At 44.4% G+C, this 13,024-nt stretch carries 17 protein-coding genes and 1 tRNA gene; 4 read left to right on the forward strand and 14 right to left on the reverse strand.

The genetic code is table 11. From position 1 onward, the window contains the following. Together traI and traJ are read right to left on the reverse strand one after the other, a co-directional pair. A partial coding sequence (traI, locus tag C8R30_RS10700) for a TraI/MobA(P) family conjugative relaxase (protein ID WP_181258733.1) occupies window positions 1-861 on the reverse strand: 861 nt, incomplete at its 3' end. Between the two features lie 39 nt (window positions 862-900). Continuing rightward, a complete protein-coding gene (gene traJ / locus C8R30_RS10705) occupies window positions 901-1,305 on the reverse strand; it encodes a conjugal transfer transcriptional regulator TraJ (protein ID WP_258192012.1) in 405 nt (134 codons plus the stop codon). Between the two features lie 385 nt (window positions 1,306-1,690). Between traJ and C8R30_RS10710 the strand changes: the two genes are divergently transcribed. The 4 genes from C8R30_RS10710 (at window position 1,691) to C8R30_RS10725 (ending at window position 3,524) form a co-directional block, all read left to right on the forward strand. Further along, window positions 1,691-2,014: a TraK family protein gene (locus C8R30_RS10710; protein ID WP_107790132.1), complete on the forward strand. Its 324-nt coding sequence runs from the start codon at window positions 1,691-1,693 to the stop codon at window positions 2,012-2,014. After that, on the forward strand, window positions 2,014-2,745 hold the full coding sequence (locus C8R30_RS10715) for a nucleotide-binding protein (protein ID WP_107790112.1): 732 nt from the start codon (window positions 2,014-2,016) through the stop codon (window positions 2,743-2,745). The genes C8R30_RS10710 and C8R30_RS10715 overlap by 1 nt, the downstream gene beginning before the upstream one ends. Beyond that, window positions 2,742-3,170, forward strand: coding sequence for a conjugal transfer protein TraM (locus C8R30_RS10720; RefSeq protein ID WP_107790113.1), 429 nt, complete (start codon window positions 2,742-2,744; stop codon window positions 3,168-3,170). Before C8R30_RS10715 ends, C8R30_RS10720 begins: the two co-directional genes overlap by 4 nt. A gap of 126 nt (window positions 3,171-3,296) precedes the next feature. Next, window positions 3,297-3,524, forward strand: a complete 228-nt coding sequence (locus C8R30_RS10725; RefSeq protein ID WP_107790114.1) for a helix-turn-helix domain-containing protein — start codon at window positions 3,297-3,299, stop codon at window positions 3,522-3,524. 85 nt (window positions 3,525-3,609) lie between these two features. Here C8R30_RS10725 and C8R30_RS10730 read toward each other — a convergent pair. The 12 genes from C8R30_RS10730 to C8R30_RS10785 form a co-directional block, all read right to left on the reverse strand. Then, window positions 3,610-3,685, reverse strand: a tRNA-Thr gene (locus C8R30_RS10730). A 45-nt stretch (window positions 3,686-3,730) separates the two neighbouring features. Then, on the reverse strand, window positions 3,731-4,159 hold the full coding sequence (locus tag C8R30_RS10735; RefSeq protein ID WP_090672052.1) for a ClpXP protease specificity-enhancing factor: 429 nt from the start codon (window positions 4,157-4,159) through the stop codon (window positions 3,731-3,733). Then, window positions 4,160-4,759 carry a glutathione S-transferase N-terminal domain-containing protein gene (locus tag C8R30_RS10740; protein WP_090672055.1) on the reverse strand — a complete coding sequence of 200 codons (600 nt, stop codon included), beginning with the start codon at window positions 4,757-4,759 and terminating at the stop codon, window positions 4,160-4,162. A 43-nt stretch (window positions 4,760-4,802) separates the two neighbouring features. Further along, window positions 4,803-5,522, reverse strand: coding sequence for a cytochrome c1 (locus C8R30_RS10745; protein ID WP_090672058.1), 720 nt, complete (start codon window positions 5,520-5,522; stop codon window positions 4,803-4,805). Further along, on the reverse strand, window positions 5,519-6,766 hold the full coding sequence (locus C8R30_RS10750) for a cytochrome b (RefSeq protein WP_090672061.1): 1,248 nt from the start codon (window positions 6,764-6,766) through the stop codon (window positions 5,519-5,521). The genes C8R30_RS10745 and C8R30_RS10750 overlap by 4 nt, the downstream gene beginning before the upstream one ends. 1 nt (window position 6,767) lies before the next feature. Continuing rightward, window positions 6,768-7,367 carry a ubiquinol-cytochrome c reductase iron-sulfur subunit gene (gene petA / locus C8R30_RS10755; protein ID WP_090672064.1) on the reverse strand — a complete coding sequence of 200 codons (600 nt, stop codon included), beginning with the start codon at window positions 7,365-7,367 and terminating at the stop codon, window positions 6,768-6,770. A gap of 386 nt (window positions 7,368-7,753) precedes the next feature. Continuing rightward, window positions 7,754-8,128: a thiol-disulfide oxidoreductase DCC family protein gene (locus C8R30_RS10760; RefSeq protein WP_107784116.1), complete on the reverse strand. Its 375-nt coding sequence runs from the start codon at window positions 8,126-8,128 to the stop codon at window positions 7,754-7,756. A 24-nt stretch (window positions 8,129-8,152) separates the two neighbouring features. Further along, the gene (ubiD, locus tag C8R30_RS10765) at window positions 8,153-9,616 is read right to left on the reverse strand and encodes a 4-hydroxy-3-polyprenylbenzoate decarboxylase (protein WP_107790115.1); all 1,464 of its coding nucleotides are present in this window, start codon (window positions 9,614-9,616) and stop codon (window positions 8,153-8,155) included. A 13-nt stretch (window positions 9,617-9,629) separates the two neighbouring features. Next, window positions 9,630-10,499 carry a 4-hydroxybenzoate octaprenyltransferase gene (ubiA, locus tag C8R30_RS10770; protein ID WP_107784114.1) on the reverse strand — a complete coding sequence of 290 codons (870 nt, stop codon included), beginning with the start codon at window positions 10,497-10,499 and terminating at the stop codon, window positions 9,630-9,632. After that, the gene (locus C8R30_RS10775; protein ID WP_090672075.1) at window positions 10,499-11,041 is read right to left on the reverse strand and encodes a chorismate--pyruvate lyase family protein; all 543 of its coding nucleotides are present in this window, start codon (window positions 11,039-11,041) and stop codon (window positions 10,499-10,501) included. The genes ubiA and C8R30_RS10775 overlap by 1 nt, the downstream gene beginning before the upstream one ends. A gap of 153 nt (window positions 11,042-11,194) precedes the next feature. Next, window positions 11,195-11,935: a metallophosphoesterase family protein gene (locus C8R30_RS10780; RefSeq protein ID WP_090672078.1), complete on the reverse strand. Its 741-nt coding sequence runs from the start codon at window positions 11,933-11,935 to the stop codon at window positions 11,195-11,197. A gap of 153 nt (window positions 11,936-12,088) precedes the next feature. After that, on the reverse strand, window positions 12,089-12,991 hold the full coding sequence (locus tag C8R30_RS10785; protein WP_090672081.1) for a Tim44 domain-containing protein: 903 nt from the start codon (window positions 12,989-12,991) through the stop codon (window positions 12,089-12,091). Between the last annotated feature and the right edge of the window lie 33 nt (window positions 12,992-13,024).

Below are 13,024 nucleotides of genomic sequence, written 5' to 3' on the forward strand. Positions count from 1 at the left end.
GTAGCGCTCAAACAGCCTGGCGGTATCGATGGTGTTCTGCAGCGGCTTGGGTTGATACTGTTTGGATTGGACAGACGTCGTTTGTGCCGTATGCGTTGCCGCTTCAAAGGCACCCAATCGCTTGATCAGATTCGGTTTCGATAGAGACCGATCGACGTAACTGGCTTTAACGGCCACGCCATGGCTGGAAACAAACACCAGGCCATTGCCGCGTTCCTTGATTGCCAGGCCATGGTTTTGCAGCAGTTGGTGCAAACCCTGCCAAGTGTTGGCCCGCTTGATGTCATCGAGGCATTCGCGCCGAATCCAGCCAAGCAGGCTCTCAATACCCGCTTTGGCTTCGATGTCCTGGATGATACGCAAAGATTTGTCTAGCTGGGTTTCATGGTTGACCTGGGTCAGTCCGTACTCCTGCTCGATCTGTTCGCATAGCGTGGCAACCTTTTTGTAATCGTAATAGGGATTGTGGATTGTCAGTTTGCGGGGATGAATCTTGTTGATCGCAATATGGATATGCTGATGATCCGTATCGTCATGCACGACACTGATACGCTGATGTTCACGAAATCCCAATGCTTCACAAAACCGTTCTTCGATTGCCTTCAGATCGGCATTGGACAACCGTTCACTTTCCGGGAAACTCAAGACCAGGTGGCAGGTTTTATCGGATCGGGCACGCCTGTTCATTTCCTGGGTGTTCTGAATTTCCAGTAAGGCTGATGTCAGTTCATCGGTATAGCAGTTTGTAATTGAAACCAGCCCTATGCGCTCACTTTTACTTTGCGGATCGGTAAGATACTTTACCAACGCAGAGAAATTGCTTTTGCGTAGCGATTTGATAGGAACGATTTTAGCGATCACGGCATTTAAGCAGCTTAAATAATCTGGTTATTCCGAATATTATTTCCTGAGTTTTATGATTTCTTTGAGCATCACACTTTGTGTTTCCTGGATTGTATCCAGGGTCATATAGAGCTGTGACTTGCCGATATATTTCGTGCGCTCGTCATTGGTCAGCCATAGCTTGATCAAGCCACCAAGCCGACCCAGATCGGCGTTGATTTTGAGCAGCGCATCCACCTGCCGGTTATCGATGATACTGGTCACGTTGTAACCCAGACCCAGATTGCGCAGATATTCCGCAACCGTCAATCCCGCTTCATATGCTTTGGCTTTGATCACCCTCTCCTCCTCCGGCAATACAGGAATTCTGAGCACCTTGTCCCGTTTGGCGCGCCGCGTTCCTTTGCTTCTATTCACAGCATGCAGTTTTTCATCACTTCTTTGGTGCTCTGGATCCGTCATTTCACTTACCTCGTAGAGCAAGATCAACGTTGAGCACAGTAATGTGCGAATAAAGTTTGCGTGGAGATGGCCATCTCCACATATCTTGCCCTGTTGTGTGGATTTTTTAAAATATACTACCATTATATTATAAGTTTGCAAGTAGTTTATTTTCGTTATATCATAATTTCAGATGCTTTAAAAATACTTGCAAAACGCTTCTTTCAAGCAAAATAAAGCGCTTTTGTAACAGAAGGAAAGCAAATAAAAAGCAAAAGAAACAAAGTGAAACGAATTGAAGTTGTAAGCAATTCGATTGCCAGCAAAAGAAGCACAGAGGTGTGGCGAACAAGTTTTAAAAACAAAAAATTCCACCAAAGAATAATTGGATGCGGGAAACATGGTGATGACCAAAACCTTATCGGAACGTATCGCGCTATTTACAGACAGGAACAAAAACACCGGCAAGCCGTTTCTACCGGCGTTTATCGCATTGAAGCCGGATATCGAGCAGGCGTTAAAGGACGGGTGGACAGTGCGTCAGATTTGGAACACGCTGCATGACGAGGGAAGAATCAAATGCTCTTATCAATGGTTCAGAACCTTGGTCAAGCGCCATATCGGTGATGACAGAAAACAGAAATTACGCACCGCATCCAACAAACCAGCGATCACCGATCATGATGGATTTCGTTTTAATTCTACAACTGAAAAAGAGGAGCTTATCTGATGGCTAAGATACATATGATTCTGCAAGGCAAAGGGGGTGTGGGTAAATCGTTCATCTCATCGACACTGGCACAGCATAAGATCGCCAAAGGTAAAAATCCTTTATGTATCGATACCGATCCGGTTAACGCTACATTCTATGGATTCAAGAAACTGAATGTAAAGCAGGTTAATGTGATGAACAACGATGAGATCGATCCAAGAAAGTTCGATGACTTGATCGAGCTCATCGCCAATACTGAAACCGATGCCATTATCGATAACGGCGCGAGCACCTTCGTGCCGATGTCGCATTACCTGATCAGCAACCAGATTCCGGCTTTGCTGCTGGATATGGGACATGAACTGATTGTTCATACGGTGGTTACCGGAAGCCAGGCATTGCTCGATACACTCAATGGTTTTGTGCATCTCGTCAAACAGTTTCCGAAGGAAGCATTATTCGTTGTCTGGCTTAATCCTTACTGGGGCGAGATCATCATGAACGGCAAAGAGTTCGAGGAAATGAAGGCCTATGTCGACAACAAAGCTCGCGTATCGGCCATCATTAGAATTCCGCACTACAAACCGGAAACCTTCGGCAAGGATTTAAGCGAAATCCTGCAGTCGAAATTCACGTTTGATGAAGCGCTGAAAAGCAGCACTTTGCCAGTGATGGTTCGCCAGCGATTGACCATTATACGCAGACAACTGTTTACCACTCTTGAAAACGTGGCTGCGGTTTTGTCATGAACAACGACGGGCTGGAGGCATTGATCAAACGGATCGCATCAGAACATAGCATCGTTCTGACAAAAGATGATCCGATTTTGATGATGCATACGCTCAATGAAGTACTGCTGGAACAGAATGAAAAAGCGCATGCTGATTTGCTGAACAAATACGAAGCGATCCTGCAGGAAAGTTTCAATCAATGGCAGACGGTCGCCAGCAAAAAAGCCAATGCACTGATCAGCGCACAACAAAACAATATCAGCAAAAGCAACGATCAGCCAATAGATCAGAGCATGCAATTAATCAGCGAGAAAGTCAAAATCGCAATTAATCATGAGATCCGTGATCTGACCCGAATTTCCAGGCAGGCGGCCATTATGAATTTACTGGCTGCCGTTCTGGTATTGGTTTCTGCGGTATTGGTTCTTGTAATCTTGAGCTAGCAATAAAAAATTAATATAAAAACAAAATGGTTCTAGTGCGTAAAGAATGTAGCAACTAAGTCGGAAGTTTACCGGTAATTGAGAAGAAAAATTCACGACAATTCGATAAGCATTGGAGTTAGAGACATGAGTGAAACAAATTTGACCCTAAGCGAAATAATCAAGTCCGGCGAAAATGCGGAAGAAGTTGATCCAGTGGTGGCCGCAAAAATTATCGGAGTAAAAGTGAATACGCTTGCCTCATGGCGCTGCACAAAGAAGGAGATCATCCCTTTTTACAAAATAGGTAGCAAGATCAGGTACAAGATATCTGATTTGATCGCCTGGAAAGAAAGCAAAAGAGTGTGTCGATAATGGTTACCAGGATATTACAATGTAACCCCAGCGTAACCCCGAGTAAGCATGAAAAATTCTTTCGTTATGCAACTTATTGATTTAATGGTGCCGGCACCAAGAATCGAACTCGGGACCTTCTGATTACAAATCAGCTGCTCTACCATCTGAGCTATGCCGGCATAGGGGGTTTTTAATATTTCTAAAATTTGCTAAATCGAAATACTTTATTTGATAAGTTTCAAGTGAACTTGGTTTTGTCGACTATCTTGTGATAAATCATGAGCGACTCCTGATTCCGGAGAGTCCGCACTTTCTTGCGTCTGAGTTTGCGGAGTTTTCTGCTCAGTTTCAACGCTAAAATATAATCCTTGATTAATTTCCTTTGCAAATATTGCTTTCACTGCGTTGACTGGTATCAATATCTTTCTCGGTAAACCATTAAATCGAGCTGTAAATTGAATAACTTCATTCCCGATAACTAAATCTTGGGTTGCTACGGGACTGATATTAAGAGTAATCTCCCCGTTCTTTATATAATCTTCAGGCACCACCACATCCTTAATGACATCGACCAAGATATATGGAGTCAATGCATTATCATCACACCAATCGTAGATTGCACGTATTAGATAGGGTTTGGTAGTAGTTGTCATTTACTTACGCATCAGTTTCTCTGATGGCGTCAACGCATCAATAAACAAAGGCCTACTAAATAACCTTTCTGAATATTTGAGTAGTGGCGCCGCCTGCTTCGGCAAACGAATACCATAATGATCAAGGCGCCACAGCAAAGGAGCTATCGCCACATCCAGCATAGAATATTCGTCACCAAGCATAAATTTCTGCTTTTCAAATATTGGGGCAATTAAGGTCAAACTGTCCGCAATAGCTACCCGTTTTTTATCTGCCACCTTCTGATCATTCTGCTCAATTGCATCGATATGGCAAAATAATTCCTGCTCAAATCGATGAAGGAGCAATCTCGCACGCGCGCGCATTACCGGCTCAGCTGGCATTAGCTGGGGATGTGGAAAACGATCATCAATATATTCGTTGATAATGTTTGATTCATATAATACAAGATCTCGCTCAATTAAGACGGGTACACGTCCATAAGGGCTAATTACAGCGAGATCTTCTGGTTTATTATGTGGATCCACATCAATGACCTGAAAATCCATATCCTTTTCATGCAATACAATACGGCATCGATGACTAAAAGGACATGTTGCAGTGGAATACAGCGTCATCATAATGATTTATTTATCTTCAAAATCTCCTACCCGATGCTTATCTTTATTGAACATCTCTCCAATATTCACGCTTTAACAAATAAGTTAGTCCAAGCATGCCAAGCAAGAAAATTATTACTATAACCCCGAGCTTTTTACGGTAATTTGCATGAGGCTCACCCAAATAAACCATATAGTTTACCAGATCTGCAACAAAACGATCATACTCTTCTTTAGAAAGTACACCAGGCACACTTAATTTCAGCTCTTTGATTTCAGGTATGTCCTTATTACTATCAACCACTTGTTGACCTTGTAACTCATATAACACATGAGGCATTGCTACGCTCTCAAAAATCAAATTGTTCCATCCAGTAGGTACAGTGCTATCTCTATAAAAGGATCTAAGATACGTATATAGCCAATCCGCACCACGAGAACGCGCAATTACGGATAAATCTGGTGGAGCAACCCCAAACCATTCCTCAGCTTCGTTCTTTTTCATAGCTGTGAGCATAAGATCTCCAACCTTTTGCTCAGTATAAATAAGCTTTTCGCTGATTTCTTGATTAGTCAATCCTATATCTTGATGCCGGTTATACCGCATAAAGCTTGCACCATGGCATGTCAAACAATAGTTAACAAAACTTTGTGCCCCCCGTTGCAACGAAGCATTATCGGAAGTATCTATTGGCGCTTTATCAAGTTTTACATCCGCTGGAGCTGCAAAAACAATGACTGGTACCAAACTAACAATAAAAAGCAAGCATTTAATCAATCTCATTTTGTCACTCTTTTCGGTTCTGGTTTTGTTTTATCTATCTTGCTATACCACGGCATAAGAATGAAAAATGCAAAATAAATAACTGTAAATATTTGAGCCAACAATGTATACAAAGGCGTAGGTGCTTTAGTGCCAAGCCACCCAAGAACAAAAAAACTAATCACAAACAGTGTTAGCGCAATTTTGAAATAAGGCCCTTTGTAACGTATTGATTTAACGGGGCTACGATCTAGCCACGGCAAGAAACAGAATATAATCACAGCAGCCGCCATCAATATAACGCCCCATAGTTTCGCATCAATCCAAAGAAAATTGACGGTAACCGCCCTGAGCATGGAATAGTAAGGCGTAAAATACCATACAGGCGCAATATGATCAGGAGTTTGTAGCGTATTGGCAGGAATAAAATTATTATACTCTAAAAAATACCCCCCCATCTCGGGCGCAAAGAATATTATCCCGCAAAATACAATTAGAAACGCCACTACTCCAACTATATCTTTCACGGTGTAGTAAGGATGGAACGGTATTCCATCAACGGGCGTACCCGTTTTAGGATCAATATTAGCTTTAATTTCTATTCCGTCCGGATTATTGGAACCTACCTCATGTAATGCAATGACGTGAACAAAGACCAACACAACCAGCAATATTGGCAATGTCACTACATGGTATGCAAAAAAACGATTCAATGCAGCATCGGAGAGCATGAAATCCCCGAGTATCCAGTTTGACAATGTTTCCCCAATGAAGGGTATCGCACCAAACATACTCACAATAACTTGAGCACCCCAGTAAGACATTTGTCCCCACGGCAGAATATAGCCTGTAAAGGCCAAACTCATCAGCACGAAGAAAATTGCCATACCGATCAGCCATAAAAGCTCGCGTGGCTTCCGATAAGAACCATACATCATTCCTCGGAACATATGCAGATAAACAACCACAAAGAACATGGATGCACCGGTTGAATGCATATAGCGAATCAACCAACCAAAGTTAACATCTCGCATAATGTATTCAATTGAGGAAAAAGCCAAATTTGCATCGGGCTTGTAGCTCATGGTAAGGAAAATACCGGTAATCAATTGATTAACGAGCACAAGTAATGCCAATGAGCCAAAGTAATACCAGAAATTGAAATTCTTGGGAGCATAGTATTCAGAAAGATGTGCTCTCCAAGTAGCAGTCAACGGAAAACGTTCATCAATCCACTCGACAATCGAACCTTTTTGTTTACTCATTTTATGCTGATTCCTTGCTTTCAGAGCCGATCAAAAGTTGATTCTCACTCAGATAGGTGTGAGGAGGTACAACTAGATTAGTGGGCGCCGGAACACCCTTATAAACGCGCCCCGCCAAATCGAATTTAGAACCATGACATGGGCAGAAAAAGCCACCCAACCAGTCAGCTCCCAGATCTGCAGGAGCGATATCTTTTCTATATACCGGAGAACATCCTAGGTGCGTACAGACCCCCTCAACTACCAGAATTTCTGGTTTAATAGATCGTGTTCTATTTTTTGCATAAGCAGGCTGCTGGTCTTTCTCTGAATTAGGATCAGCCAATACAACCTCTAATTTCTCCAAATTCTCTAACATATCCTGTGTGCGCTTCAACACCCAAACTACTTTCCCGCGCCATTCAACCATCAGCAGCATACCAGGCTCTAGCTTACTGATATCGACCTCTACAGGCGCCCCTGCCGCTTTAGCGCGTTCGCTAGGCATCATGCTTAACATAAATGGTGTCGCCACCGCCACACCAGCAATCCCGCCCGCTACAGATGTGGCTAGCACTAGAAAACGACGCCGACTATTCATCTCACCACCGCTGTCTGCCATTTTTTTAATAATTCCATTTAATGAATTTCTTATTCAGAATTGACTCTTATATTCAAACGATAAGAACCAAAGACTCAAATATCTATTTTTCCACGTATAAAGAGGAATATGCGCCCATCAGGCGCATATCTTTGTAATTATAGCATAACCCTTTGCATAACAGGGTAATATACCGTAAGAAATAATTTATTTTCTTTAAGCCTTAGCAATATCCATCACGTTCTTCGAATAATTATTTTCGTAAAAACTATTATTGACTCAGGAAGTATTTATTTACTAATAGCTTCTGTAGCAATGCTTGCAAGTTTACAATTATCCCCCCATAGCTTCAGCAAATGGGTAAGTTTTCATATATATTTTTTACCAGGCAACAGCTCGCTATAAAACTACCAATGCTTTTTTTTCGTATTCCATTTATAAAGCCTTGCTGCGAAGAGATTATAGGCAATTCGACCAAGTTGTTTGATAACAGGCAGGCCCAGCAAAACAGCTTTCCATTTTTCGCGAGGGGAATGTTGCCAAATCACCAGAAAAGCGTCGAAGCCGATATGGATTCGCCCATATTCATCGACCACATGTAACCGCTCACGCACTTGCTCGATTTCCGAATGAATTTCAGTGACCAGTTGCGTATTTATATGCACATCTTTCCACTCAACCGGGCACCCTTCCATCTTGCCTTTTTGATTCTCGATGCCCGCTTTACATATTGGGCAGGCTGAGTTGTAATACACTTTAAGTGGCGATTTTTCGTTAGCCATGAGTAATATTTTTCATTATTTCAGTCAAAATGGAAGCTTATCCCAGAGTTGATCAATATGCGCTTTGACTGTTGCATCCATTTCGATAGGCTTACCCCATTCGCGCACCGTCTCCCCAGGCCATTTGTTAGTCGCGTCCAGTCCCATTTTTCCACCCAAACCTGAGACAGGGCTGGCAAAATCCAAATAATCGATTGGGGTATTTTCAACAATAAGGGTATCCCGTGCTGGGTCGACTCGTGTCGTAATCGCCCAGATCACCTCTTTCCAATCACGGATATCAATATCGTCATCTGTAACGATGATGAACTTGGTATACATGAACTGTCGTAAGAAACTCCATACGCCAAACATTACGCGCTTCGCATGCCCAGGGTACTGCTTTTTCATGCTGACTACGGCCATGCGGTAGGAGCACCCCTCTGGCGGTAGATAAAAATCCACGATCTCGGTAAATTGCTTTTGTAGCAAAGGCACGAAAACTTCGTTCAGCGCGACGCCAAGAATCGCAGGCTCATCAGGCGGTTTGCCGGTATAGGTCGAATGATAAATCGGGTTATGGCGCATTGTGATGCGCTCGATAGTCAGAACCGGAAACGTTTCTTGTTCATTGTAGTATCCTGTATGGTCTCCATAAGGCCCTTCGATTGCAGTTTCACCCGGATAAATAAAACCTTCTAGCACGATTTCTGCGCTGGCGGGCACTTGCAATGTATGACTAAGGCAGTTAACAACTTCCGTTTTTGCACCGCGTAATAAACCAGCAAACTGATATTCGCTGAGACTATCCGGCACGGGTGTGACTGCACCCAATATCGTCGCAGGATCGGCTCCCAATGCAACGGCAACAGGATAAGGCCGGCCCGGATTGACTATACAGAAATCACGATAATCCAATGCCCCTCCGCGGTGCGCAAGCCAGCGCATGATCACTTTATTTGGCGCAATGACTTGCTGCCGGTAAATACCAAGATTCTGGCGTGATTTATGCGGGCCGCGCGTCACAGTCAGCCCCCAAGTTATCAACGGCGCCACATCACCTGGCCAGCATGTTTGGATAGGGAGTTTGCCCAGATCGATCGCTTGGCCTTCCCATACGATTTCTTGACAAACCGCACTGGATACAACTTTAGGCGCCATATTGAGTACCTGTTTCAGTACAGGCAATTTTTCCCATGCATCCCTTAATCCCTTGGGTGGATCAGGCTCCTTGAGATAAGCAAGTAATTTACCCACTTCTCGCAACGCATTTACAGACTCTTGTCCCATTCCAAGCGCGACCCTATCAGGCGTACCGAATAAATTGCCCAATACAGGAATACGTTGCCCTTTCGGATTTTCAAATAAGACCGCAGGCCCTCCCTGCTTGAGCAAACGATCACAAATCTCAGTCATTTCCAAATAAGGGTCTATCTCAATGGCAACTCGTTTCAGCTCTCCCCGGGCTTCGAGTTGTACGAGAAAATCACGCAGGTCTTTATATTTCATCGATTTAAGTACTTCAGAAATTTAGAGCTAAAGCGGCATCCAATGCGATGCCGACAAATACCACCGCACCGACCCAATTATTGTGCAAGAACGCTTTGAAACACTGCGCTGGGTTACGGCCACGAATCAGGTAATACTGATAAATCACTAGAATCAAAGCACCCAACAGCGCCACATAGTAAGGAGCACCCCGTTGCAACAGCCATCCCACATAAACCATCATGCCTAAAAAAATGACTTGACATAGCATAATGCCCGCCACATCGAAACGCCCAAAGGTAATTGCTGATGTCTTGATACCAATTTTGAGATCATCTGCGCGATCAACCATCGCATACTCGGTATCATAAGCAATGACCCAGCATAAATTGGCAATTAAGAGCGGCCAGATAATGGCTGGTAATTCACCTGTTTGCGCAGCAAACGCCATAGGTATACCGAAACTAAATGCAATCCCTAAATAGGCTTGTGGCATGACAAAAAACCGCTTAGTGAAAGGGTAAGTACCCGCCAAAAACAATGCGCCGACTGAAAGCAGCAATGTCAGCCGATTCAATGGCAATATCAGTAGAAACGCACAAAAACTCAACCCAGCTGCGAGCCATAACGCTTCTTTTGTGCTGACCAAGCCCGTTGCCAGCGGGCGGTTTTTAGTTCGTTCGACATGGGGATCGATACGACGATCGGCAAAATCATTGATCGCACACCCTGCCGAGCGCATCAATACAGTACCCGCAATAAAAATGGCTAGAATTGCCAAATCAGGCAAACCATCAGCCGCAAGCCACAACCCCCACAAGGTAGGCCATAACAATAGCAGGATACCGATTGGTTTATCTAGCCGGATTAATTTTGCGTACGAAATAATCTTTTGTTTATTCATTAAATTGTCAATTCCCGAATAGCCGGTAAAAATACCTCAGTTACCAGAATGGGCTGCTCCTCTGAAGTAAATCGTGAGCGCCGCGCCCACAAATGAGCTGGGGGTGCCCGCAACCTCTGGCAGGCCCGTTTAAATAGCGGGTGATACGAATTCAATTGCTTATAGCCAAATTCAGCACGATGGATCAATGGATTGCTGAATAGCATCGTGCCTAGTGATCGATTACCTAGCCGACTCAAACCACGCCAGGCACCCTGCAGATGTTTCCTGGCAACAACGGAATGCGCAAAAACAACGGGCGTATCGCCACAATAAAGATACACTTCGCGCACCAAAGCCAGTTCATCGCGACGTAAATTCATGATATTCAATTCATCGTTACAGGCGGGTGCTAATGATTGAAAAACCGGATCAACCGAGAATTGGCCACACCGCTGCTGAATCAAACGTGTCAGTGAATCCCGGTGCAATAGCCACCAGCGGATGTCAATCGGCGCAGTGATTGGAGCAGGATGCCAAGCAAGTGGCGAGTTAGCACTCATTAAAACGGCAAGAAAAAGCTCAGATTATAAAACAGCCATCACATAAGTGATGTGCTAGTTGGCCAAAAAGAATTAACCAAATCTGTAAAAACAGATTTTGTCCCTGATGGCCATGCACGTAATTTCCCACCAATTCACTACCTGAGATAATGTTTATGACATGTAACCTGTTGCAAGTGCCTGCGCCCAGTCTGGATAGCCGCGTGCATGCGCCAGCTTGACCATCGCTTCGTAATCATAGGGAACAGAGACCAGTGAGGCTATCCAACGATCCTTTATACGTTCCACCAGCGCATAATGGGCATCTGGCGAACCAGTCTCGATCACATGAAAATAAGGTGTCGCATCATCATAAGCAGGCAAACCGACGCTTCCTGGGTTCACCACAAGTTGCCCCAATGAAGTACGAATGGCGCGCGGCTTATGGGTATGTCCACAGCATATAATTTTTGCTTGAGTAGCTCCAAGACGTTCATCGACTTCTTTCCGTGTGGCCATACGCGCGCCATGCATTTCAACAGTTTCCAGGAAATACGACATGTCACTTGTGGGCGTGCCATGACAAAGCAGTATGTCTGTGCCCAAATTCATTGTAGGAGAAAGTGTTTTTAGCCAAGTCAACTCCATTGACGATAGCTGAGTATAGGCAAGCTCATCGACATCCGTGCACACTTCCGTACCATGCGCAAGAATCTGTCGATCATGATTACCTGCAAGTTGTATCCAGCCATCTTGTGCCATCAAAAATTGAGCTGTTTCCAGTGGCAGCAAAGGGCCCGACAAACTGTCACCGAGGTTAATGACTTGATCGACGCCAAAGTGTTTGAAATGAGCCACAACAGCTTCAAGCGCGGCCAGATTGCCGTGAATATCCGAAACTACCGCGATTCTCATCACACCCCCTTCTCAGCTGAAAAACCTAAACCCTGCTTGCACATTGCTAATTTAGGCGTTATTAGAATGCAATACCCCGCCTCCTCTAAACCGAGTCAGGCGGGGCTTCCTCTCAATAAACGAAGGTCAGATCAGAAAAAAACCATCACTGCCCTAGGAAGGTTGTTGAATTCCTGCAAGTAACCAGGCTCCATTTCGACCCTTGAGATCTTTTTGTATATGCCAGATTTCATCGAACGATTCTGGTTCCGCATCGGGAGACTCTCGCAATTGCCCATTGAAACGTACACTCGCAATTGCCCTATCGTTTGTGACTGTGACATCCAGCAAATTAGCATCGATAAACATGACCTCTGTTTTTTGTGGAGGATCATTACTATCATTGATTTGTGCACTCAGCTCGGCAAACATCTCTGGTGTCGTATATTCACGGATACTTTCCAAATCACGCGCACCATTCGCTTCTTGCAAATGTATGAATGAGAGTTTGGCATTACGTAAAAAGGGTTCAACTTCAAAATCTGCAGGAATACTATTTACTGTACCGCTCGTATCGCTTGGCACGGGAGAGATTTCCCTATCGCCAGCCGGGGCTGGCGCCACCGTATTCGGGGTAAATCCGCCACTCGCACGATCCACGCCAGCACCAGAAAACTGAATGGGGCGAGAAGCCTGATCTGTCCGGGGTCTCCGCAACATCCGTATAATGAAGAAGATCACAGCCGCTAATACGACCAGCATCAAGATATCTGCCATATTGATGCCTTCAAACGCACCCCCCATAAATAAGGCAGCCAATAGCCCGCCCGCCGCCAGGCCGGCCAACGCCCCTCCCCATTTACTTGCACCACCCGCAGCTGCTGCAGAAGCAGGTGCAGCTGTTGAATTAGAAGTAGCTGATTGAGATTGTGCGGGTTTGGGAGCGGCTTGCTGATTAATGGAATCTCGCTGTTTGCCAATACTTTTACCGCCACCCATCCGCCGTGCTTCAGCATCAAATGGAAGCAAAGTAAAGGTAAACATCGCTAATGTCAGAAGTGTCAGTATTTTCTTCATATCTATCTCCAAATTACTGTTTGAATCATGAGT

The organism is Nitrosomonas nitrosa, assembly GCF_003051105.1.
In the GTDB taxonomy this organism is placed as follows: domain Bacteria; phylum Pseudomonadota; class Gammaproteobacteria; order Burkholderiales; family Nitrosomonadaceae; genus Nitrosomonas; species Nitrosomonas nitrosa.

What these genes read in the sequence shown, in the direction of transcription:
- C8R30_RS10785 (WP_090672081.1), bottom strand. Translation starts at nt 12,991, where the DNA reads ATGAAGAAAATACTGACACTTCTGACATTAGCGATGTTTACCTTTACT.
- ubiD (WP_107790115.1), bottom strand. Translation starts at nt 9,616, where the DNA reads ATGAAATATAAAGACCTGCGTGATTTTCTCGTACAACTCGAAGCCCGG.
- C8R30_RS10725 (WP_107790114.1), top strand. Translation starts at nt 3,297, where the DNA reads ATGAGTGAAACAAATTTGACCCTAAGCGAAATAATCAAGTCCGGCGAA.
- petA (WP_090672064.1), bottom strand. Translation starts at nt 7,367, where the DNA reads ATGGCAGACAGCGGTGGTGAGATGAATAGTCGGCGTCGTTTTCTAGTG.
- ubiA (WP_107784114.1), bottom strand. Translation starts at nt 10,499, where the DNA reads ATGAATAAACAAAAGATTATTTCGTACGCAAAATTAATCCGGCTAGAT.
- traJ (WP_258192012.1), bottom strand. Translation starts at nt 1,305, where the DNA reads ATGACGGATCCAGAGCACCAAAGAAGTGATGAAAAACTGCATGCTGTG.
- C8R30_RS10750 (WP_090672061.1), bottom strand. Translation starts at nt 6,766, where the DNA reads ATGAGTAAACAAAAAGGTTCGATTGTCGAGTGGATTGATGAACGTTTT.
- C8R30_RS10740 (WP_090672055.1), bottom strand. Translation starts at nt 4,759, where the DNA reads ATGATGACGCTGTATTCCACTGCAACATGTCCTTTTAGTCATCGATGC.
- C8R30_RS10710 (WP_107790132.1), top strand. Translation starts at nt 1,691, where the DNA reads ATGACCAAAACCTTATCGGAACGTATCGCGCTATTTACAGACAGGAAC.
- C8R30_RS10775 (WP_090672075.1), bottom strand. Translation starts at nt 11,041, where the DNA reads ATGAGTGCTAACTCGCCACTTGCTTGGCATCCTGCTCCAATCACTGCG.
- C8R30_RS10715 (WP_107790112.1), top strand. Translation starts at nt 2,014, where the DNA reads ATGGCTAAGATACATATGATTCTGCAAGGCAAAGGGGGTGTGGGTAAA.
- C8R30_RS10780 (WP_090672078.1), bottom strand. Translation starts at nt 11,935, where the DNA reads ATGAGAATCGCGGTAGTTTCGGATATTCACGGCAATCTGGCCGCGCTT.
- C8R30_RS10745 (WP_090672058.1), bottom strand. Translation starts at nt 5,522, where the DNA reads ATGAGATTGATTAAATGCTTGCTTTTTATTGTTAGTTTGGTACCAGTC.
- C8R30_RS10760 (WP_107784116.1), bottom strand. Translation starts at nt 8,128, where the DNA reads ATGGCTAACGAAAAATCGCCACTTAAAGTGTATTACAACTCAGCCTGC.
- C8R30_RS10735 (WP_090672052.1), bottom strand. Translation starts at nt 4,159, where the DNA reads ATGACAACTACTACCAAACCCTATCTAATACGTGCAATCTACGATTGG.
- C8R30_RS10720 (WP_107790113.1), top strand. Translation starts at nt 2,742, where the DNA reads ATGAACAACGACGGGCTGGAGGCATTGATCAAACGGATCGCATCAGAA.